This is a genomic window from Comamonas sp. 23, from assembly GCF_049601575.1.
GTDB classification, from domain to species: Bacteria; Pseudomonadota; Gammaproteobacteria; order Burkholderiales; family Burkholderiaceae_C; genus Comamonas; species Comamonas squillarum.
In genome coordinates this window covers 4,818,628-4,839,673 of the sequence record NZ_CP187127.1, presented here as the reverse complement: position 1 = coordinate 4,839,673, position 21,046 = coordinate 4,818,628, and the positions used below count along the sequence as shown (strand labels likewise).

Genomic DNA, 21,046 nt, shown 5'->3' with positions numbered 1-21,046 from the left:
CCCGCTGCGGTCAACGCGAAGGCGCGCCCTTGGGGTTGGCCGTCATCGGCAGCGGCAAGGCGCTGCTGGATTTGACCTCGCCGAGCGAAAAGGTGGTGTGCACATCTTTCACATTGGGCAGGTGCAGCAGCACATTGCGGATAAAGCTGGAAAAACTCTCCAGGTCCTTGGCGACCACCTGCAGCTCAAACGTACCCGCGCCACTGATGTAGTGGCACGACGTGACCTCGGGCAGCAGGCGGATCGATTCCTCCATGCGCAAGGTGATATCGGCGGTGTTCTGCGCGGCATCGACGCGCACAAAGGCCAGCACGCCCAGGCCGAGCTTGTGGCGGTCCAAGGTCGCGTGGTAGCCGGTGATGTAGCCGGCCTCCTCAAGCGCCCGTACCCGGCGCCAGCAGGGCGCGGCCGACAGGCCCACGCGCTGGGCCAGTTCGGCATTCGTCAAACGGGCGTTTTTTTGCAGCTCGTAGAGGATGGCCCAGTCGAATTTGTCAATTTGGTTCATTTATCACCATTATTGAGCAAGATTCTTTCAAATACTAGGTAAACCCCGGCAAGGAAAAGAATACTTTATTCTTGCTGCCCGTCATACACTGCAGCGATGAAGGGCCTGGTGTTTTGCCGTGCCCGCTGGCCCCCGGATGCATTGCTGGTATCTGCGGGTGCCAGATTCTTATAACGCCCCACAATCCCGGACCTGCCACAAGCGGCCACCGGGTGCTCTCCCCAGGAGACAAGACGATGAATGCCTCACTCCCCGAGTCCGTCCGCAAAGCGCTGGAGACGGTCACGCTTGATGACAACCTGCAGCGCAGGTTGCAACACAAATATGCAGCGGGCGGCGCAGCCGCACGTGGCGAATTTGGCGTCGAGCCTGTTTGCCAAGGAGGTGTGTGATGAACGCTTCACTGCCCGAGTCTGTTCGCAAAGCGCTGGAAACCGTCACGCTCGATGACAACCTGCAACGCGGGTTGCAACACAAAAACGCAGCGGGCGGCGCAGCCGCACGTGGCGTATTTGGCGTCGAGCCTGTTTGCCAAGGAGGTGTGTGATGAACGCTTCACTGCCCGAGTCCGTTCGCAAGGCGCTGGAAACCGTCACGCTCGACGACAAATACGCATTGGCCCATGGCCGTGCCTTCATGAGCGGGGTGCAAGCCCTCGTTCGCCTGCCGATGCTGCAGCGCCAGCGCGATGCCTTGCAGGGCCTCAATACCGCAGGCTTTATCAGCGGCTACCGGGGTTCGCCCCTGGGCGGCTACGACCAGGCGCTGTGGGCGGCCAAAAAGCACCTCAAGGAAAACCACATCGAGTTCCAGCCCGGCGTCAACGAAGAGCTGGGTGCCACGGCCGTCTGGGGCACGCAGCAACTCGACCTGTACCCGCAGAGCAAGAAGTTCGACGGTGTCTTTGGCATCTGGTACGGCAAGGGCCCGGGCGTGGACCGCAGCGTGGACGTGTTCAAGCACGCCAACATGGCGGGCACGGCCAAGCACGGCGGCGTGATTGCGCTGGCGGGCGATGACCACATCAGCAAATCCTCGACGGCGGCGCACCAGAGCGACCACATCTTCAAGGCGGTGGGCTCGCCGGTGTTCTTTCCCTCCAGCGTGCAGGACATCCTGGACATGGGCCTGCACGCGTTTGCGCTGAGCCGTTTCTCCGGCGTCTGGTCGGGCATGAAGACGATCCAGGAGATCGTGGAGTCGTCGGCCAGCGTCTCGGTGGACCCGGACCGCGTCAACATCATCACCCCCGATGACTTTGTGATGCCGCCCGGCGGCCTGCACATCCGCTGGCCCGATGCGCCGCTGGAGCAGGAAGCGCGCCTGATGGACTACAAGTGGTATGCGGCGCTGGCCTATATCCGCGCCAACAAGCTCAACTACAACGTCATCTCCACCCCCAACGATCGCTTTGGCATCATCGCCAGCGGCAAGGCCTTCAATGACACGCGCCAGGCGCTGATCGACCTGGGTCTCGACGACGACACCTGCCGCCAGCTGGGCATCCGCCTGCACAAGGTCAACGTGGTCTGGCCGCTCGAGGCCTCGATCACACGCGACTTTGCGATGGGCCTGCAGGAGATTTTGGTGGTCGAGGAAAAGCGCCAGATGATCGAGTACCAGCTCAAGGAAGAGCTGTACAACTGGCGCTCGGATGTGCGCCCCCACGTGCTGGGCAAGTTTGATGAGACCGATGGCGACCACTCGGGCGGCGAGTGGTCGGTGCCCAACCCCAGCGAGCACTGGCTGCTGCGCCCCAAGGCCGACCTGACCCCGGCGCTGATTGCGCAGGCGCTGGCCAAGCGCCTGAAAAAGCTGGGCGTGCCCGATGACATCGTGCGCCGCATGGATGCGCGGCTGCAGGTGATTGCCGCGCGCGAGCAGGGCCTGAAGGACAGCGGGCAAGAGTCGGTCGACCGCCTGCCCTGGTTTTGCAGCGGCTGCCCGCACAACACCAGCACCCGCGTGCCCGAAGGCAGCCGCGCCGTAGCCGGCATTGGCTGCCATTACATGGTCAACTGGATGCCCGACCGCAACACCAGCACCTTCACGCAGATGGGCGGCGAAGGTGTGACCTGGGTCGGCCAGGCGCCGTTCACCACCGACCAGCATATCTTCTCGAACCTGGGTGACGGCACCTACTTCCACAGCGGACTGCTGGCCATCCGCCAGAGCATTGCCTCGGGTGTGAACATCACCTACAAGGTGCTCTACAACGATGCCGTGGCGATGACCGGTGGCCAGCGCGTGGGCGAACGGCCCGAGGGCCACTCGGTGCTGCAGATCATGACCAGCCTGTTGTCCGAAGGGGTCAAGAAGCTGGTCATCGTGACCGACGAGCCGGAAAAATACCAAGGCGTGCAGCTGGGTGCTGGCGTGACCGTGCACCACCGCGACGAGCTCGACCGCATCCAGCGCGAGTTCCGCGAGCTCAAGGGCACGACGGCCATCATCTATGACCAGACCTGCGCAACCGAAAAGCGCCGCCGCCGCAAACGCGGCACGCTGGCCACGCCGGCCAAGACCGTCATCATCAACGAGGCGGTGTGTGAGGGCTGCGGTGACTGCTCGGTGCAGTCCAACTGCCTGTCGGTCGAACCGGTCGAGACCGATTTTGGCCGCAAGCGCAAGATTAACCAAAGCACCTGCAACAAGGATTTCTCCTGCGTCAAAGGCTTTTGCCCGAGCTTTGTCACCATCGAAGGCGGCCAGCTCAAAAAAGCCAAGAAGGAGAAAAAGGGCGATATGGCCAAGCTGCCCGCCTTGCCCGATCCGGTGCTGCCTGTGGCCACGCAGGCCTGGGGCATTGTGGTGGCCGGTGTCGGCGGCACCGGCGTGATCACGATCGGCTCGCTGCTGGGCATGGCTGCGCACCTGGAAGGCAAGGGCGTGGTCACGCAGGATGCGGCAGGTCTGGCGCAAAAGGGCGGCTCGACCTGGAGCCATATCCAGATCGCCAATTCACCCGATGCCATCTACACCACCAAGGTGGACACGGCCAAGGCCGACCTCATCATTGGCTGCGACCCCATTGTCGCGGCCAACAAGACCACCTTGGCGGCTATGCAGCAGGGCCGCACCTTTGTGGCGCTCAACACCCATGGCGCGCCCACGGCAGCCTTTGTGCACAACCCCAACTGGCAGTTCCCCGAGGCCGGTTGCGAATCGGCGATCCTGGCCGCAGTCGGCCAAGAGGGTGTGGGCATGTTCGATGCCGAGCACATTGCCACCCAGGCGCTGGGCGACAGCATCTACACCAACCCACTGATCCTGGGTTACGCCTGGCAAAAGGGCCGGGTGCCGCTGTCCCATGCGGCACTGATGCGGGCGATGGAACTGAACGGTGTGCAGGTGGACAACAACAAGGCCGCGTTTGAGTGGGGCCGCCAATGCGCCGCCAACCTGACCCAGGTGCAGGCCATGTTTGCCGCCCAGCAGGTCATCCAGCTGGTGAAAAAGCCCTCCTTGCAAGAGCTGGTGGCCAAGCGCGTGGCCTTCCTCACCGACTACCAGGACAGCGCCTACGCGGCCGACTACCAGGCCTTTGTGAACCAGGTGCATGCGGCCGAGGCGACATTGGGCAGCAGCACGCGCCTGTCGCAGGCGGTGGCGCGCTATCTGTTCAAACTGATGGCCTACAAGGACGAGTACGAGGTGGCGCGTCTGCACACCACGGCTGAGTTCAGCGAGAAGATTGCCAGCATGTTCGAGGGTGATTACAAGATCGTGCACCACCTGGCGCCGCCCACCACGGCCAAGCGCAACGACAAGGGCGAGCTGGTCAAGAAGGCCTATGGCGGCTGGATGCGCAAGGCTTTTGGCGTGCTGGCAGGGCTCAAGGGCCTGCGCGGTGGCGCACTCGACATCTTTGGCCGCACCGAAGAGCGCCGCACCGAGCGCGCGCTGATCCAGGAGTACCGTGCCTGCATCGAGGAGCTGCTGCAGGGACTGAGCGCCGAGCGCCTGGCGCTGGCCGTCGAGATCGCCAGCATTCCTGAAGACATCCGTGGTTATGGCCATGTCAAGGAACGCCACCTGGCTGCGGCCCGTGCCAAATGGCAGCAGCTGATGGCGCGCTGGCGTGCCCCAGCGGATGCTGGCAATGCGCCGGTGGCCGCCAAGCCAGAACCGGCTCGGGTGTAAAGCTATTGGCCATCAGCCTCTGCATGCCATGCCGACCAAGCCGCCAGGACTCCGTGCCTGGCGGCTTTTTTGTCAGCCTGCCGGGATGGGTAGCGTGACAAATTTGTCATATCGGGCGGAGCTCCCACAGGGTGGGCCAGGCATTTGGGCGCTTAAATACCATCGGATCTGCTGTGTTAACCATAGTGACTTCTACCAATGCGCTGGCATGAAAGCTGCTTAATTCCATGAAAACAACCGGAAAAACCAGAGGCATCCAAGGTATTGCCTGGGTGTTCGCAGAGGGGCACGCATACAATGCTTCTCTTTGGGCCTTGGTTTTGGTCATCCAGGCAAGGCCTGCATCCACGTTGGGAGCTTCATTTGTTTATCTCTTCTGCTTTTGCCCAGACCGCACCGGCTGCTGCTGCCTCCGGCGGCATGACCTCCACCCTCACCAGCATGCTGCCTTTGGTGCTGATGTTTGTGGTGCTGTATTTCCTGATGATCCGTCCTCAGATGAAGCGCCAAAAGGAAGCCCGTGCGATGATCGACGCGCTGGTCAAGGGCGACGAAGTGGCGACCAACGGTGGCCTGGTGGGCCGCGTGGTGGGCCTGGACGAACAGTTCCTGCAAGTAGAGTTGGCCCAGGGCGTCGTCGTGCAACTGCAGCGTGGTGCTGTGGTGCAGGTGCTGCCCAAGGGTACGCTGAAGTAATCCACTGTTGAAACAGCAATTGGCGCAGCATGGCTGCGCCTTCTATTTTGCGTAAGGTAAGAGCGCGATCATGAACCGTTATCCGGTCTGGAAGTACGCGATCATTGTGATCGCGCTTCTGGTAGGGGTTGTTTACACCCTGCCCAACTTTTTTGGTGAGGCGCCTGCTGTCCAGGTCGCCTCGGTCAAGGCGACTGTCACGGTCGATTCTGCATTGCAGCAGCGCGTGGAGACGGCGCTGGCCGATGCCGACGTCAAGCCGCTGAGCATCGCGCTGGAAAACGGCTCGATCCGTGCCCGCTTCGACAAGGAAGACGAGCAGCTCAAGGCCAAGGGCGTGCTCGAGCGCGTGCTGATCCCCGACACCAGCGACCCCTCCTATGTGGTGGCGCTGAATCTGATCTCCCGCTCGCCCGCCTGGCTCACCGCCTTGCATGCCAAGCCCATGTACCTGGGTCTGGACTTGCGCGGTGGTGTGCACTTCACCTTGCAGGTGGACATGCAGGCAGCGCTGACCAAGCGCACCGAAGCGCTGACCAGCGATGTGCGTCTGGCGCTGCGCGACAAGAAGATTCGCCACGGCGGTGTGAACCGCGAAGGCCAGTCGCTCGAAGTGCGCCTGCAAGACGAGGCCACCGCCACGACGGTGCGCAACCTGATTGTGGACACCATGCCCGACCTGCAGGCCAACGTGGTCAGCACGGGCGGCGCCTATGTGGTGCGCGCCAACATCAAGCCTGAATCGCTGCGCAGCGTGCAAGAGCAAGCGCTCAAGCAGAACATCACGACCTTGCACAACCGGATCAATGAGCTGGGCGTGGCCGAGCCGGTGATCCAGCAGCAAGGCTCCGACCGCATCGTCGTGCAGCTGCCTGGTGTGCAGGATCCCGCACAGGCCAAGGACATCCTGGGCCGTACTGCGACCCTGGAAGTGCGCATGGTCGACGACAGCTCGGACGCACGCGCTGCCGAAATGGGCACCGGCCCCGTGCCTTTTGGCTCTGAAAAGTACAGCGACCCGCATGGCCAGTCGATTGTCGTGAAAAAGCAGGTCATCCTGACCGGCGAGAACCTGAACGACGCCCAACCCGGCTTTGACAGCCAGACGCATGAAGCGACCGTGAACCTGACGCTGGACGGCAAGGGCGCGAACATCTTCAAGGACGTCACGCGAGAGAACATTGGCAAGCGCATGGCCATCCTGCTGTTTGAAAAGGGCAAGGGCCAAGTGGTGACTGCCCCTGTGATCCGCTCCGAAATCGGTGGCGGCCGCGTGCAGATCTCGGGCAGCATGAGCACCAAGGAAGCCAGCGATACCTCGCTGCTGCTGCGCGCCGGCTCGCTGGCCGCGCCGATGGAAATCATCGAGGAATACACGATCGGCCCTAGCATGGGCAAAGAGAACGTGGAAGCCGGTATCAAGAGCATTGTGGGCGGCTTCATCGCGATCGCCGTTTTCATGTGCATCTACTACATGATCTTTGGCGTGGTCTCGACCATTGCGCTGGGCGTGAACGTCTTGCTGCTGCTGGCCATCCTGTCGATGCTGCAGGCCACCCTGACCCTGCCGGGCATTGCCGCCATGGCGCTGGCCATTGGTGTGGCCATTGACTCGAACGTGCTGATCAATGAGCGGGTGCGCGAGGAATTGCGCGCCGGTGCGTCGCCGCAGGCGGCGATCCATGCCGGTTATGAACATGCCTGGCACACCATCTTGGACTCCAACGTCACCACCTTGATCGTGGGCCTGGCGCTGCTGGCCTTTGGCTCGGGCCCGGTGCGCGGTTTTGCCGTGGTGCACTGCATCGGCATTCTGACCAGCATGTTCTCGGCCGTGTTCTTCTCGCGTGGCCTGGTCAACCTCTGGTATGGCCGCCGCAAGAAACTCAAGAGCGTGTCGATCGGTCAGGTCTGGAAGCCCGAGGGCGAAGACCACCGCTCCGTGGCATCTGCTAAACGTTAAGGAGGAAGACCATGGAATTCTTCCGTATCAAAAAAGACATCCCTTTCATGAAATACGCGTTGGTGCTCAACGCGATTTCGGTGATCACCTTTGTGCTGGCGGTGTTCTTCCTGACCACCCGTGGCCTGCACCTGTCGGTGGAGTTCACCGGCGGTACTGTCATGCAGGTGGCCTACGAGCAGCCTGCCGACGTGGGCAAGATCCGCGAACAGGTCGCCTCGCTCGGCTACCAGGATATCCTGGTGCAGAACGTGGGCAGCGCCGACCGCGTGATGATCCGCCTGCCGATCGAGAAAGGCGTGACCACTGCCCAGCAAGGCGAGAAGGTCATGGGCGCGCTCAAGGCCGCAGACCCAGGGGTGACCTTGCTGCGCAGCGAGTTCGTCGGCCCCTCGGTCGGTGAGGAGCTGGTGCACGGCGGCCTGATGGCGCTGGGCGCCGTGGTGCTGGGCATCGTGATCTACCTGGCGATGCGCTTTGAGTGGAAGTTCGGTGTGGCCGCAGCCATCGCCAACTTGCATGACGTGGTGATCATCCTGGGCTTTTTCGCCTTCTTCCAGTGGGAGTTCTCGCTGGCCGTGCTCGCCGGTGTGCTGGCGGTGCTGGGCTACTCGGTCAATGAGTCGGTGGTGATCTTTGACCGGATCCGCGAGGCATTCCGCAAGTTCCGCAAGCTCAGCACGCCCGAAGTGATCGACCACGCCATCACCTCGACGATGAGCAGGACCATCATCACCCACGCTTCCACCGAAGCGATGGTGCTGTCGATGTTTCTTTTTGGCGGTGCCAGCTTGCATTACTTTGCGTTGGCGCTGACCATTGGTATTCTTTTTGGTATCTACTCGTCGGTGTTCGTTGCTGCGGCCATCGCCATGTGGCTGGGCGTCAAGCGCGAAGACCTGGTCAAGGTCAGCCAAAAGGACCTGGACCCGAACGACCCCAATGCCGGGGCTACGGTATAAAGCAGACCGATAAGGGATGGGATTTCTGTGGCTGTTGCACCTTCGCACCATCGCACCTGGCAAAAAAAGCTCGCCCGTGAAGCGCGGCTGAGATTTGTCGGGGGCTTGTGCGCGGGTCTGCCCGGGGTGGCAGCGCGCCTGCGCGCCGAGCTGCTCCAGATCATGGCGCGGCCCAGTACCGATCCCGCCCGCTCGCATGTCGCGCTGTCGGCCGCCATTACCGAGTTTGACAGCCGCCAGCAAGCCTGGCTGGACAGCGCCAACAAGCTGCTGCGCCAAAGCCTGCTGGCGGGCGAGCCGGCCCCCGAGCCGGTGGCAGCGCCTCCCACCATCACCAGCTTCGAGCTGGTCAGCAACGAGGCCATCGAAGGCCGCATCATCGCATCGCGCCTGGCAGCCCAGCTGCTGGAGCTGGTCGCAATGGAGCTGGACAGCGTGCGCCGCGTGACCCAGTTTCTGGAAGACCAGGAGCTGGGCCCGGCCGATGCGCTGCGCCCCGAGACCTGGTGCCTGCGGCTGATCGAAGCCTGGGAAGCGGCTGGCCTCAGCCGCAAGACGCTGGACCTGCTCTGGACGCCGATGCTCGAAGCGCTGGCGCCGCTGGGCATCAGCGGCTACACGGCCGTGCGGCGCTTTTTTGACGAGCAAGGCGCGGCCACCGAAGATGAACTGCGCAGCTACCGCATCAAACGCACTGAAAGCGAGCGCCATGCGCCGGCCGCCACCGCCTCTGCAGCAGCCGCTGCTGTGGCTGCTGCCACCCACCAGGCGGGCGGCATGGCCGCAGCGCAAGGGACCGCAGGCGCGGCCAGCATGCCTTCGGGCCTGATGCCTGCTGGCGGCGCCGCTGCCCCCGGATGGGTGGCGATGGGCGCAGCCCGCCAGAAGAGCCAGGGTGTGCTGGCGCAGCTGCGGGGCTTTTTGCACAACGTCGCCGGTGGCCGCTCCAATGGCGGGCCGACCTCGGTGCGCGCCTCGCTGGGAGACGCGGGCGGCTATGTGATCTCGCCGGCGCTGCAGCATGCGCTGGTCTCGCCGCCCACGGCGATCCAGTCGGCTTGGTTCCATACCGCGCCTGCTGATGACGATTTTGACCCCGGACAGGTGGTGGCGCCGGTGGCACTGGCGGTGCGCCAGCAATCCTCGGCGCTCAAGAGCGTGGCCTCGTCCGACGAGGAAAAGGCGATCATCGAGATCATCGCCTTGATGTTCCAGAGCATCCTGAACGAAGACCGCATTCCGGCCGGTATCCGCATCTGGTTTGCGCGGCTGCAGGTGCCGGTGCTGCGCGTGGCGCTGGCCGAGCCGGCCTTCTTCAATGACACCGAGCACCCCGCGCGCCAGCTGATCGACCGCATGGGGGCCTGCGTGCTGGGCTTTGAGGCCGCTGCGCTCAATGGCACCAGCTTGGAAGCCGAGGTCAAGCGGGTGGTGCAGGTCATTGAGCAGTACCCCGACACCGGCAGCCGCGTGTTCCAGCTGGTGCTCAAGGAATTCCAGAAATTCCTCGAAAAGAACCTGACCGGCCAGACCGCCACCGCGCGCGAGCTGGTGAGCCTGGCCCAGCAGATCGAGCAAAAGGAAACGCTGGCCATCCAGTACACGATCCAGCTGCGCGACATGCTGCTGGAGATGCCGGTGGACAGCGATGTGCGCGAGTTCCTGTTCAAGCAGTGGTCCGATGTGCTGGCCATGTCGGCCATCCGCTTCGGCGCCGAGCACGAGAACACGCAAAAATTCAAGAAGGCCGCGCTGGACCTGGTCTGGTCGGCGTCGGCCAAGCCCAGCAAGGAAGAGCGTGCCAAGGTGATCCGCCAGCTGCCGCTGTTGCAAACCGTGCTGCGCCAGGGTTTGACGCTGTCCAATATCGTTGGCGAGCGCCAGGACGAGATGATCAAGAGCCTGATGGACATCGTGGCCGAGGCCTTTCTGGCCAAGACCAATGAGATCCCGCAGGAGCGCATCATTGCGCTGGCAGAGCGCCTGGCGCATCTGGAAGATGCCCTCGACGAGGTGGTGACCGAGGAGTACCCGCTCAGCGCCGAGAGCATCGAGCTGATGCTGGGCATCGACACCAGCAGCATCCAGGTGATTGCCGATGATGGTGCGCTGGTGCAGCCCGAGGTGCTGGAGTGGGCGAAGAACCTGTCGCTGGGCAACTGGTTCCTGCTGGACCACAATGCCAGCCCGCTGCAGGTGCAGTATGTTTGGCATAGCCAGCACAAGCAGCTGCATCTATTTGCGGCGCTGAGTGGCTCGTGCTTTCTCTTTCAGATGCGGCGCATGGGCCACTACCTGCAGGCGGGCCTGCTGCTGCCGCGCGATGCCGAAGGCATCACGGCGCGCGCCGCGCGCGATGCGCTGGCCAAGATTGAGGCCAACCCCGAGCGGCTGCTGCAGTAAGGCTGCTGGATCTAGCCTGCCGCCAGGCGCTGGAACAAGCCGCCGGGCAGGCGCGCCACCTGGCCTTGGAGTTCGAGCTCCAGCAGCTGGATCTGCAGGCTGGCGATATCGATGCCGGTGCGGCTGCACAGACTGTCCAGATCGACCGGGTCAAAGCCCAGCGCCTGCAGCAAACCCTGGTCTTCATGCTGATCGTTGCTGGCCGCTGCGCCAGGCGCAGCCGCTGGAGCGGGCTCTGCAGCTGGCGCCCGCGCGGCTGCACCGCCCAGCGCCGGCAGCTCTTCCAGTATATCTTCCACCGATTCCACCAGCTTGGCGCCCTGGCGGATCAGCGCATGGCAGCCTTTGCTTTGCGGCGCATGGATGGAGCCGGGGATGGCGAAGACCTCGCGCCCCTGCTCGCTGGCCAGCCGGGCGGTGACCAGGGAGCCGGAGGCGGTCGCCGCCTCGACCACCAAGGTGCCACTGGCCAGGCCGGCGATCAGCCGGTTGCGTTTGGGAAAGTTCTGCGCCAGCGGGGGCGTGCCCAGGTGGTATTCGCTGACGATCCAGCCCTGCTCGGAAATCTGCGCGGCCAGCGGGTGGTTGGCCCGGGGGTAGACCCGGTCGATGCCGGTGCCGATCACGGCGATGGTGGCGGGCTGCGTATCTGTTGCGGCCTCCAGCGCGCCGGCATGGGCGGCGGCATCGATGCCCAGCGCCAGGCCGGAGACGACGGTCACGCCCTGGCGCGCGAGGGTCTGCGCAAAAGCGCGGGCATGGAGCGCACCCTGGGGCGTGGGATTGCGGCTGCCGACCACGGCCAGCGCCCGGTGCGGCCAGGCCAGGCCTTGGGCGCCAAACCAGCGGGCATGGCCGGTGATGTAGAGCAGCACTGGCGGGTCTGCGGTTTCGAGCAAGGACGCCGGGTAATCGGCGTCGCCCAGGGTCAGCACATGGCGCTGCAAAGGGGTGGGCGCGCTGGTCAGCCAGGCCCAGGTGGCCGCCTGCAGCGCTTGCAGCTCGGGGCTGGGGTGGTGCAGCGCCCGGGCTTGCGCGGGCGTGATGCAACTCTCCAACGCGGCGCTGGTCTGGGCCAGCACGTCAGCGGGCAGCCCAAAGCGCGCCAGCAGCCGCCGGATGGTGGTATTGCCCAGGCCGGGCGTGGCGCTCAAGCGCAACCAGTCATGCAGCTCTTGTTCGGTCATGGGCAAGAGCCACTTTCCCCGTTACCCGTATCAGGGGCGGTAGTCGGGCGAGATCAGCGAGTCGCCTACCTTCACGCCTTCCTTGGCTTCCAGAATCAGCGCGTAGGACACCTTATCGAACGTGCGGAACACCATGGCCAGGCCATTGGCCTCGTTGGGCAGCTTGATGACGGTCTGGTCGCTGTCGGTCTTGTCCTTGATGCGCGCGCCGCGCGTCATCAGGCGGAAGACATGGCCGAGCTCGACACCGTCGGCCTGGCCCCGGTTGATGGCGATCACGTTGTTGCGCGATGCATAGGCCACGCTGTTGCTGCCGTAGATGGACACGACGCTGCCTTGCAGGTGCTCATCGGGCGCATGCGGCACATAGCTGGTGACGGTGGCGCGCGGCATCGGCAGCAGCTTGTCGCCGATGCGGATTTCTTCCTTCACCGACGTGATGTCCAGCGATGCGGGCACCGGATCGGTGTGGGCATGGCCCTTGGCATCGAGCGTCGTCTCCTTGCGCTCACCGGCCATCACCTGCACCTTGCCCAGGTACTGGGCTTCGTAGCCCAGCACGGCGTTGGTTTCAGGGTCGACCATCGGCACGGCATTGCGGAACACACGGTAGTACTGGCGCTCCTGGCCCGTTTCCAGCGACTGGTCGGCCGAGCGGCCATAGACGCGGTCGCCGGGCGACAGCAGGGCGCGCTCTTGCGCGGCACCGACCAGGCGCGGGGCTTTTTCGCTCTCGCCAGCGGCCAGCACTTCGGGCTCGACCAGGAAAGCCTCGATGAGGCGCTGGTTGACGGCGGGCAGCGCGGTGCCCGAGAGGCTCTCGCTGCGCACGCGCGGCGAGATGCGGATGACCTCGTCCTCACCCGAGCGCGAGGTGACCAGGCGCGCTATGCCATTGCGGCGCTCCAGGTACAGGGTCTGGCCGGGGTAGATCAGGTGCGGGTTGGCGATGGACTGCAGGTTCATGCCCCACAGCGCCGGCCAGCGCCAGGGCTGCTGCAGGTAGATGCGCGAAATATCCCAGAGCGTATCGCCCCGCTTGACCACGTAGCTCTCGGGTGCATTGGCGACCAGGTCGGCCTCGGGGATGCCCTGCGCCGCCACTTGCTGGGCGGTGCTGCGTTGCTGCGCGGTCACCGGCAACTGCGCGGCCGGGGTGGCGGCCCAGGCACTCATGCCGGCGCAGGCCATGCAGGCGACTGCAACGGCGCTGCTGCGCAGCTGGTGGAACAGGGGCGTGGTGGATGCTCGCATGGCCGGGTGACTCCCTCTCAGTCGCTGGCAGGCCACAGTGGGCCTGCTGTCAATGTTTGTAATTGCCTCTGATTCTCGGGCCAAGCCCTTGATCGATCAATGATTATTGCAAGCCATCTGGGCATTGAAGCGCAAAAGTGGCGAAAATAACGACATTCAAGAGCGAAAACTATGTCAATCCTCCCGATTCTCTGCTACCCCGATCCCCGTCTGCACAAGGTCGCCAAGCCCGTGGCCGTGGTCGATGACCGCATCCGTACCTTGGTCCAGGACATGCTGGCCACCATGTACGACGCCAGCGGTATCGGCCTGGCAGCCACGCAGATCGACGTGCACGAGCGCGTGGTGGTGATCGACGTCTCTGAAGAGCGCAACGAGCCCATGGCCATCATCAACCCGGAAATCCTTTGGGCCAGCGATGAAAAGCAGGTGGGTGACGAAGGCTGCCTGTCTGTGCCCGGCATTTACGACGGTGTCGAGCGCTCGGTGGCGGTCAAGATCCGGGCACTCGACGAGAATGGCAACAGCCGCGAGATCGACGCCGAAGGCCTGCTGGCCATCTGCATCCAGCATGAGATGGACCACCTGCTGGGCAAGGTGTTTGTCGAGTACCTCTCGCCCCTCAAGCGCAACCGCATCAAGTCCAAGCTGGTCAAGCAGCAAAAGCGCGAGCTGGCCGACGCCAAGGGCTGACATGGGCACGGCGCGATCTTCACGGAGCTGGCTGCCTGGCAGCGCGTGGGGCGCGATGGTGCTGCTCATCCTGTGCGCCGCCCTGGCGGGCTGCGCCTACCCCACCCAGTTCAAGCCCGGCACCCCGCAGCAGGAAGTGCTGAGCAAGCTCGGCCCTGCTACGACCGTCACAAAGCTCGAGGGCGGAGCGGAGCGCTGGCTCTACACCACCCAGCCGATGGGGCGCGAGGCCTACCAGCTGCGCTTTGGCGCCGATGGCCAATTGCAGACCACTACCCAGGTGCTGACGGCCGAGAACTTCGGCGCCATCCCGCTGGGCCAGTTCAGCGAGCAGCAGCTGATGCAGGATTTTGGCCCGCCGATGGAAATCACCCGGGTCTGGAGCTTCAAGGGACAGGTCTGGACCTACCGATTCTGGGACAATGGCATCAAGCGATTCGCGCATGTGCACATCGATCCGCAAGGTGTGGTGCAAAAGCTGATGTTCATGGATGAGCCTTTGCCCGAGCCCCGCCAGCGCGATTGACGGCCGGTCTGCGTGGCCCGATCGCAACTGGCCTCTTACCTAAAAAAAGACATGAAAGTAGTTTTTGCCGGCACGCCGGAATTTGCCCGTGTGGCTCTCGAGCAGTTGCTGGCCGCCGGTCACGAAGTGCCGCTGGTGCTGACCCAGCCGGACCGGCCCGCCGGCCGGGGCATGAAGCTGCAGGCCTCCCCGGTCAAGCAATGCGCGCTGGCGCACGGCATTGCCGTCAGCCAGCCGCTCAGCCTGCGGCTCGATGGCAAATACCCGCAAGAAGCGGCTGCCGCAAGCGCGGCGCTGCTGGCGGCCCAGCCCGATGTGATGGTCGTCGCCGCCTACGGCCTGATCCTGCCGCAATGGGTGCTGGACTTGCCTGCCAAGGGCTGCCTCAACATCCACGCCAGCCTGCTGCCGCGCTGGCGCGGCGCCGCCCCCATCCACCGCGCGATCGAGGCGGGCGATGCCCAGACCGGCGTGACCATCATGCAGATGGACGCGGGCCTCGATACCGGTGATATGTGCCTGGTCGAAGCGCTGGACATTGCCGCCGATGACACCACCGCCAGCCTGCACGACAAGCTGGCCGAGATGGGCGGGCGCATGCTGGTGCAGGCGCTGGCCTTGAGCGCCGAGGGCCGTTTGCAGCGCGCGCCGCAGCCGGCAGAAGGCATCACCTACGCGCACAAGATCGAGAAGGCCGAAAGCACCATCGACTGGGCGCAGAGCGCTGTGCAGATCGATCGGCGCGTGCGCGCCTTCAATCCCTTCCCGGCCGCCTCGACCCGCATGGGCGAGGAGGTGGTCAAGATTTGGGCAGCGCAGCCCGAGCGGCATTCGCCCGCCGGTGCCGTTCCCGGCCAGGTGCTGGCGGCCGACGGCCAGGGCATTGTGGTGGCCTGCGGCGAGGGTGCCTTGCGCATCAGCGCGCTGCAGCGGCCCGGTGGCAAGCGGCTGCAGGCGGCCGATTTTCTGCGCGGCCATGCGCTGCAGCCCGGCCAGGTGCTGGGTGACGACAGGCTCTCCGTGGCGGCTCCATGAGCCTGCACCACCGGCGCCGCGCCATCGACCACCCCAGTTTCCGTGCCGGCGTGGTCGACATGTCGGGCACGGCCGTGGGCATTGCCGCCTGGGCGCTGGTCACCGGTGTGGCCATGGTCAAGGCGGGAATCTCCGCCCCCATGGCCATCTTCATGTCGCTGGTGGTCTATGCCGGCAGCGCCCAACTGGCGGTGCTGCCGCTGATGGCGATGGGCTCGCCGATGTGGGTGGTCTGGTTCACCGCCGCCTGCGTGAACCTGCGCTTTGTCATTCTGTCGAGCATGTGGCGCAGCTATTTTGCGCACCTGCCGCTGTGGCACCGGCTCTGCATTGGTTACTTCAGCGGTGATGTGATCTTTGTGGCCTTCATGCGCCGCTACACCGCGCCGGTGGCCAAGCCCCAGCAGGTCTACTACTTCTGGGGCGCCTCGTCGCTGAACTTTGTGACCTGGCAGGGCTTCTCGATTGCCGGCATCTTGCTGGCCAACGTGGTGCCGCTGGAATGGGGCCTGGGTTTTGCCGGCGTGCTGGCGCTGCTGGGCGTGCTCTATTCGATGCTGATCGACCGCGCCACCAAGGTCGCGGCGCTGGTGGCCGCCACGGCGGCGATTGCGGCTTATGGCATTCCGCTCAAGCTCAATATCCTGGTGGCGATTGCCTGCGCGGTCACGATCGGCCTCCTGGTCGAGGCGGTGGACCAGCGCGGCCGCAAGCCCAAGATCGTGGTGGTGGCGAAGAACAAGCCGCTGCCATCGCCCGGGCCCGAGCAGCCCGACGATGGCACCACGGCGGTGCCCGTGCGTGAGGAGCATGTGCGATGAGCCAGGACGACTGGGATCTGCTCTACCAGCTCACCGCCATCGTGGGCCTGACCGTCATCACCGTGGTCACCCGCGCGTTCTTCATGATCCCGAAGAACGAACTGCCCTTGCCCGACTGGCTCAAGCGCGGCCTCAAATACGCGCCGCTGGCCGCGTTGATGGCCGTCATTGCCCCCGAGCTGTTGATGGTCAAGGGCGAGCTGACCGACACCTTGCTCGATGCCCGCATTCCGGCGGTGATCTGCGCGACCATCTATTACTTCAAAAAGCGCGGCATCCTGGGCACGATTGTGGTGGGCATGGCGGTCTACCTGCCGCTGCATATCGGCCTGGGCTGGTAAGCCGGGGCGGAGAGACGCGAGCGCGACCCGCTGCTTGGGGCGGGCTGGGCAGGCCTCTACAATGGCGGCCATGCGCAGGCCCTTGCATGGCGCGCGCCCCAGTTTCTAGACTCTTTGGTAGCCATTCCCATGAACATCCTTCGTTTCTCCGACCTGTGTGCCCAAGGCAAGGTGCAAGGCCAACGCGTTTTTATCCGCTCCGATCTGAATGTGCCGCTCAACGATGCCGGCGAGATCACCGAAGACACGCGCGTGCGTGCGTCGGTGCCTGCGATCGAGATGGCGCTCAAGGCTGGCGCCGCCGTGATGGTGACCAGCCATCTGGGCCGCCCCACCGAGGGCGCGTTCAAGCCCGAGGACTCGCTCGCCCCGGTGGCGCAACGTCTGGCGCAGCTGCTGGGCCGCGAGGTGCCGCTGATCGCGGACTGGGTTGACGGTGTCACCGTGGCCCCCGGCCAGGTCGTGATGCTGGAGAACTGCCGCAGCAATGTCGGCGAGAAGAAGAACCTGCCGGCGCTGGCGCAAAAGCTCGCCCAGCTGTGCGACATCTATGTGAACGACGCCTTTGGCACGGCCCACCGCGCCGAAGGCACGACCTACGGCATTGCCGAGTACGCCAAGATCGCCTGCGCCGGCCCGCTGCTGTCGGCCGAGATCGATGCCATCACCAAGGCACTGGCCGCGCCGGCGCGTCCGCTGGTCGCCATCGTCGCGGGCTCCAAGGTCTCGACCAAGCTGACCATCCTGCAGGCGCTGTCCAGCAAGGTAGACCAGCTGATCGTCGGCGGCGGCATTGCCAACACCTTCATGCTGGCGGCAGGCCTGAACATCGGCAAGTCGCTGGCCGAGGCCGACCTGGTGGGTGACGCCAAGGCCGTGATCGATGCCATGGCCGCACGCGGCGCCGATGTGCCGATTCCGACCGATGTGGTGGTGGCCAAGACCTTTGCGGCCGACGCAGAGGCGACCATCAAGCGCGCCACCGACGTGGCCGATGACGACCTGATCCTCGATATCGGCCCCGAGACGGCCGCCCGCCTGGCCGAGCAGCTCAAGAAGGCCGGCACCATCGTCTGGAACGGCCCGGTGGGCGTGTTCGAGTTCGATGCGTTTGCGCATGGCACCGAAACCCTGGCCCAGGCCATTGCCCAGTCGCCCGCCTTCAGCATTGCCGGTGGCGGTGATACCTTGGCCGCCATTGCCAAGTACGGCATCGAGGACAAGATTGGTTATATCTCCACTGGCGGCGGTGCCTTTTTGGAAGTATTGGAAGGCAAGACCTTGCCAGCTTTCGAGATTCTGCAAAAACGCGCGGCAGGCTGAGCTTATTCAGTGGACAAATGGCGTTTCTAAAGTGTGAGCAAAAACAACAAAATGCGTGGCTCTGCTCGCACTTTGGATCGTTTCACTTGTCTTGGTAGCACCACATCTACAACAATGGATGCAAGCCTGGGCGGGTGTTGGCCCGTCGGCTATCTAATTCCGAGGAGGGAAACATGGCTTTGAAAAAGACCATCGGAGCGGCGGCGCTGGCAAGCGCCGTGCTTGCGTTGACGGGTTGCGCGGTAGAGGCGCCCGTTCCATACGGCGCCAACTATGCGCAACCAACCCAGATGAAGGTCCGCGCAGCGGGCCACTGGGACCTGATGGCCAGCGAAGTGGTGGCCGACACGCTGGCGACGCTGGAGCGCAATGGTCTGAACGCCAAGACGCCTTTGTATGTGGCCCTGCCGCAGAACGCCAGCGCCTTTGACAGCGTGTTCCACGACCTGGTCGTGACCAAGCTGGTGCAGCATGGCGCATCGGTCTACACCACCCCCGGCCAGCAGCTCGAAGTGAGCTATGACGCCAAGGTCGTGCACCACAACCTGCAGCAAGCGGGCAACTGGGCCTATGAAGGCGACAACGGCCAGGTCGTCGCTGGCGTGAGCCCGACCATCGGCACCGACTACCAGGCCGCCACCATCGCAGGCGCCCCGGCATACTCCGAAGTGCTGCTGACCACCACGGTGCTGCGCCAGGGCCAGTATGTCGCGCGCAAGTCCAATGTCTACTATGTTGACAATGCCACCGTCGGCCAGTTCGCCAAGACCGAAGCCTACCGCGCCGTCAACATGAAGGTGGTGAACAAATGATGCGGCGTCTGACCACCCTGGCCGCTGTGGCCTCTGCCGCTGTGCTGGCCGGTTGCGCCAGCTGGACCGATCCTGCCCAGCCCGTGAGCACGGTGCGCAGCGAGCCGACCTACCAGGCTGCGGACGCCAGCGTCTTCCTGGCCAACAGCCAGGATGCGATCAACAAGCTGACCGCCTCGGTCGCGCCCCAGTCGACCGGTACCGGCCCCGTGCTGGTGGCCACCGTGGTCAATGTGAACAACATGGGCGCCTCGTCGCCACTGGGCCGCACCTTGTCCGAGATCTACGCCAACCAGATGGCCGCCCGTGGCTTCCACGTCAAGGAAGTCAAGCTGCGCACCGATCTGTATGTGCGCGAAGGCACCGGCGAGCTGCTGCTGTCGCGCGAGATGCGCGACATTGCCCGCAGCCAGAACGCCTCGATGGTGCTGGTCGGCACCTTCTCGCCCGCTGCCAACTTCACCTACGTCAGCCTCAAGCTGGTGCGTACCGAAGACAGCCGCATCCTGTCGGGCTATGACTATGCCTTGCCCAATGACCGCGATGTGACCCGTTTGCTGAACGCGCCTCGCTGATCCACCACCGGGCCACCGCCCGGTTGGAACAAAGAACGCACTCTCCTCGGGGCAGTGCGTTTTTTTATGGCCGGATCGGCCAGCGTTGACAGCCTCCACAGCGGGCTGGCAGAATCCAGCCTCCCTCCTGGCGCGACATTCGATCCGGTTGGCCTGCGTGTTTCCCAGACCCGCGGCCGGCTTCAGGTTTTCCAGTCCCGATCTGCGCGCCTGCGTGCTTTTTGCACACCTCCCCGCCAACTCCGCGTTGGCACACTTTTGATGGATCAGGTGCCGAGCCTTGCTGTTCGGCGCCACGGCATCCGTCTGCCCTTTCCTATCCCTCTCTCACACTCTCACGTCTGGAGCTTCGAATGATGATTCGTCTGTCCAAGTCCGCCCTGGTGCTGGCCATGGCTTTCTTCGCCACCTTGGTGGCTTTTGGCAATATCACCGACTACGCCACCAACTTTGCCTTTGTGCACCATGTGTTCCTGATGGACACCACCTTCCCCGGTAACGGCATCCTCTACCGCGCCATCGATGCGGAATGGATCCACCACCTGGGCTATGCCGGCATCATTGCGCTGGAGACACTGACAGCGCTGCTGTGCTGGGTTGGCGGCAGCCAGCTCTTGCGCGCCCGCCATGCCGATGCGGCCGGTTTTCGCGCTGCCAAAAAATGGGCGATTGCCGGGCTGACCCTGGGCTTTCTCACCTGGCAGGTGGGCTTTATGTCGGTGGGCGGTGAGTGGTTTGGCATGTGGATGTCCAAAGAGTGGAATGGCGTGCCCGATGCCTTCCGCTTCTTTATCACCTTGCTGCTGGTGCTGGTCTACCTGACGATGGACAACGACAGCCTGGCCCCGCCTGCGCAGTCCGCAGGCCGCTGATTCAGCGACGTAGGATCGCTTTGTGCTGGCTCAGCGGCGCGCCCGGCTGGGCCAGAGCACCGAGGCGATGGCCAGCACCATCAAGGCCACCGCCGTCCAGTCCTGCCAGTGCAGGATCTCGCCCAGCCACCAGGCGCCGCTGAAGACGCCCAGCACGGGGATCAGCATCACACTCAAAGTGGACGCCAGCGGCGGCAGGGTGCGCACCAGAAAGAACCAGGCCACCTGGGCAAAGCCGATCACCAGCACCGCATTGAACAGGATGGTGCCCCAGGCGATGGGGTCAGGCGCATGCCAGCGCGGGCGCTCCAGCAGCGTGGCCAGCAGGCACAGGCAGCCGGTGGTCATCACGGTCATCCAGAAGGCCAGGGTCAAGGTGGGCGCGGGGATGTGGGTGCGGCGCAGCAGCTGGGTGCCCAACGCCCAGCTGGCCGCTGCCAGCAGCATCAGCGCCACGCCCGTGGGCTTGCCGCCCAGCTTGTCCATCTCGTTCCACAGCAGCAGAAACACGCCGCCGGCGGCAGCGGCTACGCCCAGCCAGGCGCGCGGCGGCAGCCGGTCACTGAAGAACAGTGCGCCCAGCGCTGCTGAAAAAATAGGCATGGTGTAGCCCAGGATCGCCGCCCGGCCGCTGGGCAGCAGCGGAATCGCCACAATGATCAGCGTGTGCCACATCACCATGTTGAAAAAGCCCAGCACCACGAGCGGCCCCCAGTAGCGCCGCTCCAGCCGGAAGGGCACCTTGAGCACCAGCAGGCCCAACGCCAGCAGCGGCAGGCCGATCAGCATCGACAGCGCGCGAAAGCTCAGTGGCGGGAAGTGCTGCACCCCCGTCTTCATCACCGGCCAGTTCAGCCCCCAGACCAGGGTCAGCAGGCACAGGATCACCAGTTGTTGTCGCGACAGGGTAGGCATGGGGCGCGATTGTGCCT

20 protein-coding genes are annotated in these 21,046 nt (G+C 64.3%); 16 read left to right on the top strand and 4 right to left on the bottom strand.

Annotation, left to right across the window (positions count from 1 at the left end; genetic code table 11):
• Nucleotides 1–10 precede the first annotated feature (10 nt).
• Complete coding sequence (locus ACPEE1_RS21825; RefSeq protein WP_116926075.1) at nt 11–508, bottom strand: Lrp/AsnC family transcriptional regulator; 498 nt, start codon at nt 506–508, stop codon at nt 11–13.
• Between the two features lie 236 nt (nt 509–744).
• Between ACPEE1_RS21825 and ACPEE1_RS21820 the strand changes: the two genes are divergently transcribed.
• The 7 genes from ACPEE1_RS21820 (at nt 745) to ACPEE1_RS21790 (ending at nt 10,675) form a co-directional block, all read left to right on the top strand.
• On the top strand, nt 745–900 hold the full coding sequence (locus tag ACPEE1_RS21820) for a hypothetical protein (protein WP_165841185.1): 156 nt from the start codon (nt 745–747) through the stop codon (nt 898–900).
• Entirely contained in the window at nt 900–1,055 is a 156-nt protein-coding gene (locus ACPEE1_RS21815; RefSeq protein WP_165841186.1) for a hypothetical protein, read from the top strand. Before ACPEE1_RS21820 ends, ACPEE1_RS21815 begins: the two co-directional genes overlap by 1 nt.
• Entirely contained in the window at nt 1,055–4,651 is a 3,597-nt protein-coding gene (locus tag ACPEE1_RS21810; RefSeq protein ID WP_182344663.1) for an indolepyruvate ferredoxin oxidoreductase family protein, read from the top strand. Before ACPEE1_RS21815 ends, ACPEE1_RS21810 begins: the two co-directional genes overlap by 1 nt.
• Nucleotides 4,652–5,014: 363 nt before the next feature.
• On the top strand, nt 5,015–5,347 hold the full coding sequence (gene yajC / locus ACPEE1_RS21805) for a preprotein translocase subunit YajC (protein WP_021026469.1): 333 nt from the start codon (nt 5,015–5,017) through the stop codon (nt 5,345–5,347).
• Nucleotides 5,348–5,417: 70 nt separating this feature from the next.
• Nucleotides 5,418–7,310 carry a protein translocase subunit SecD gene (gene secD, locus ACPEE1_RS21800; RefSeq protein WP_116926077.1) on the top strand — a complete coding sequence of 631 codons (1,893 nt, stop codon included), beginning with the start codon at nt 5,418–5,420 and terminating at the stop codon, nt 7,308–7,310.
• Between the two features lie 11 nt (nt 7,311–7,321).
• Entirely contained in the window at nt 7,322–8,272 is a 951-nt protein-coding gene (secF, locus tag ACPEE1_RS21795) for a protein translocase subunit SecF (RefSeq protein ID WP_021026467.1), read from the top strand.
• A 27-nt stretch (nt 8,273–8,299) separates the two neighbouring features.
• Complete coding sequence (locus tag ACPEE1_RS21790) at nt 8,300–10,675, top strand: DUF1631 domain-containing protein (RefSeq protein WP_260718693.1); 2,376 nt, start codon at nt 8,300–8,302, stop codon at nt 10,673–10,675.
• Between the two features lie 11 nt (nt 10,676–10,686).
• On the opposite strand, the gene dprA is transcribed toward ACPEE1_RS21790, so the two are convergent.
• Both dprA and ACPEE1_RS21780 read right to left on the bottom strand, forming a co-directional pair.
• Entirely contained in the window at nt 10,687–11,862 is a 1,176-nt protein-coding gene (gene dprA / locus ACPEE1_RS21785) for a DNA-processing protein DprA (RefSeq protein WP_260718694.1), read from the bottom strand.
• Nucleotides 11,863–11,892: 30 nt separating this feature from the next.
• On the bottom strand, nt 11,893–13,116 hold the full coding sequence (locus ACPEE1_RS21780) for a LysM peptidoglycan-binding domain-containing protein (protein ID WP_423934863.1): 1,224 nt from the start codon (nt 13,114–13,116) through the stop codon (nt 11,893–11,895).
• A gap of 171 nt (nt 13,117–13,287) precedes the next feature.
• On the opposite strand from ACPEE1_RS21780, the gene def reads away from it, so the two are divergent.
• The 9 genes from def (at nt 13,288) to ACPEE1_RS21735 (ending at nt 20,114) form a co-directional block, all read left to right on the top strand.
• Complete coding sequence (def, locus tag ACPEE1_RS21775; protein ID WP_116926081.1) at nt 13,288–13,809, top strand: peptide deformylase; 522 nt, start codon at nt 13,288–13,290, stop codon at nt 13,807–13,809.
• Nucleotides 13,810–13,864: 55 nt separating this feature from the next.
• On the top strand, nt 13,865–14,335 hold the full coding sequence (locus ACPEE1_RS21770) for a hypothetical protein (RefSeq protein WP_260718696.1): 471 nt from the start codon (nt 13,865–13,867) through the stop codon (nt 14,333–14,335).
• A 51-nt stretch (nt 14,336–14,386) separates the two neighbouring features.
• Nucleotides 14,387–15,370 (top strand): methionyl-tRNA formyltransferase, encoded by a 984-nt coding sequence (gene fmt / locus ACPEE1_RS21765; RefSeq protein WP_423934862.1) that lies wholly within the window; start codon nt 14,387–14,389, stop codon nt 15,368–15,370.
• Entirely contained in the window at nt 15,367–16,191 is an 825-nt protein-coding gene (locus ACPEE1_RS21760) for an AzlC family ABC transporter permease (RefSeq protein ID WP_021026997.1), read from the top strand. The genes fmt and ACPEE1_RS21760 overlap by 4 nt, the downstream gene beginning before the upstream one ends.
• A complete protein-coding gene (locus ACPEE1_RS21755; protein ID WP_021026998.1) occupies nt 16,188–16,532 on the top strand; it encodes an AzlD domain-containing protein in 345 nt (114 codons plus the stop codon). The genes ACPEE1_RS21760 and ACPEE1_RS21755 overlap by 4 nt, the downstream gene beginning before the upstream one ends.
• A 129-nt stretch (nt 16,533–16,661) precedes the next feature.
• Nucleotides 16,662–17,855: a phosphoglycerate kinase gene (locus ACPEE1_RS21750; RefSeq protein WP_260718698.1), complete on the top strand. Its 1,194-nt coding sequence runs from the start codon at nt 16,662–16,664 to the stop codon at nt 17,853–17,855.
• A 173-nt stretch (nt 17,856–18,028) separates the two neighbouring features.
• Nucleotides 18,029–18,667 carry a hypothetical protein gene (locus tag ACPEE1_RS21745; protein WP_133248143.1) on the top strand — a complete coding sequence of 213 codons (639 nt, stop codon included), beginning with the start codon at nt 18,029–18,031 and terminating at the stop codon, nt 18,665–18,667.
• Nucleotides 18,664–19,242 carry a FlgO family outer membrane protein gene (locus ACPEE1_RS21740; RefSeq protein WP_243419331.1) on the top strand — a complete coding sequence of 193 codons (579 nt, stop codon included), beginning with the start codon at nt 18,664–18,666 and terminating at the stop codon, nt 19,240–19,242. The genes ACPEE1_RS21745 and ACPEE1_RS21740 overlap by 4 nt, the downstream gene beginning before the upstream one ends.
• Nucleotides 19,243–19,595: 353 nt before the next feature.
• Nucleotides 19,596–20,114, top strand: a complete 519-nt coding sequence (locus ACPEE1_RS21735) for a DUF2165 family protein (protein WP_423934861.1) — start codon at nt 19,596–19,598, stop codon at nt 20,112–20,114.
• Nucleotides 20,115–20,144: 30 nt separating this feature from the next.
• Here the strand turns inward: ACPEE1_RS21735 and ACPEE1_RS21730 are convergent, their stop codons facing one another.
• On the bottom strand, nt 20,145–21,029 hold the full coding sequence (locus ACPEE1_RS21730; protein WP_116926089.1) for a DMT family transporter: 885 nt from the start codon (nt 21,027–21,029) through the stop codon (nt 20,145–20,147).
• Between the last annotated feature and the right edge of the window lie 17 nt (nt 21,030–21,046).

What these genes read in the sequence shown, in the direction of transcription:
- ACPEE1_RS21825 (WP_116926075.1), bottom strand. Translation starts at nt 508, where the DNA reads ATGAACCAAATTGACAAATTCGACTGGGCCATCCTCTACGAGCTGCAA.
- ACPEE1_RS21820 (WP_165841185.1), top strand. Translation starts at nt 745, where the DNA reads ATGAATGCCTCACTCCCCGAGTCCGTCCGCAAAGCGCTGGAGACGGTC.
- ACPEE1_RS21815 (WP_165841186.1), top strand. Translation starts at nt 900, where the DNA reads ATGAACGCTTCACTGCCCGAGTCTGTTCGCAAAGCGCTGGAAACCGTC.
- ACPEE1_RS21810 (WP_182344663.1), top strand. Translation starts at nt 1,055, where the DNA reads ATGAACGCTTCACTGCCCGAGTCCGTTCGCAAGGCGCTGGAAACCGTC.
- secD (WP_116926077.1), top strand. Translation starts at nt 5,418, where the DNA reads ATGAACCGTTATCCGGTCTGGAAGTACGCGATCATTGTGATCGCGCTT.
- secF (WP_021026467.1), top strand. Translation starts at nt 7,322, where the DNA reads ATGGAATTCTTCCGTATCAAAAAAGACATCCCTTTCATGAAATACGCG.
- dprA (WP_260718694.1), bottom strand. Translation starts at nt 11,862, where the DNA reads ATGACCGAACAAGAGCTGCATGACTGGTTGCGCTTGAGCGCCACGCCC.
- ACPEE1_RS21780 (WP_423934863.1), bottom strand. Translation starts at nt 13,116, where the DNA reads ATGCGAGCATCCACCACGCCCCTGTTCCACCAGCTGCGCAGCAGCGCC.
- def (WP_116926081.1), top strand. Translation starts at nt 13,288, where the DNA reads ATGTCAATCCTCCCGATTCTCTGCTACCCCGATCCCCGTCTGCACAAG.
- ACPEE1_RS21770 (WP_260718696.1), top strand. Translation starts at nt 13,865, where the DNA reads ATGGTGCTGCTCATCCTGTGCGCCGCCCTGGCGGGCTGCGCCTACCCC.
- fmt (WP_423934862.1), top strand. Translation starts at nt 14,387, where the DNA reads ATGAAAGTAGTTTTTGCCGGCACGCCGGAATTTGCCCGTGTGGCTCTC.
- ACPEE1_RS21760 (WP_021026997.1), top strand. Translation starts at nt 15,367, where the DNA reads ATGAGCCTGCACCACCGGCGCCGCGCCATCGACCACCCCAGTTTCCGT.
- ACPEE1_RS21755 (WP_021026998.1), top strand. Translation starts at nt 16,188, where the DNA reads ATGAGCCAGGACGACTGGGATCTGCTCTACCAGCTCACCGCCATCGTG.
- ACPEE1_RS21750 (WP_260718698.1), top strand. Translation starts at nt 16,662, where the DNA reads ATGAACATCCTTCGTTTCTCCGACCTGTGTGCCCAAGGCAAGGTGCAA.
- ACPEE1_RS21745 (WP_133248143.1), top strand. Translation starts at nt 18,029, where the DNA reads ATGGCTTTGAAAAAGACCATCGGAGCGGCGGCGCTGGCAAGCGCCGTG.
- ACPEE1_RS21740 (WP_243419331.1), top strand. Translation starts at nt 18,664, where the DNA reads ATGATGCGGCGTCTGACCACCCTGGCCGCTGTGGCCTCTGCCGCTGTG.
- ACPEE1_RS21735 (WP_423934861.1), top strand. Translation starts at nt 19,596, where the DNA reads ATGATGATTCGTCTGTCCAAGTCCGCCCTGGTGCTGGCCATGGCTTTC.
- ACPEE1_RS21730 (WP_116926089.1), bottom strand. Translation starts at nt 21,029, where the DNA reads ATGCCTACCCTGTCGCGACAACAACTGGTGATCCTGTGCCTGCTGACC.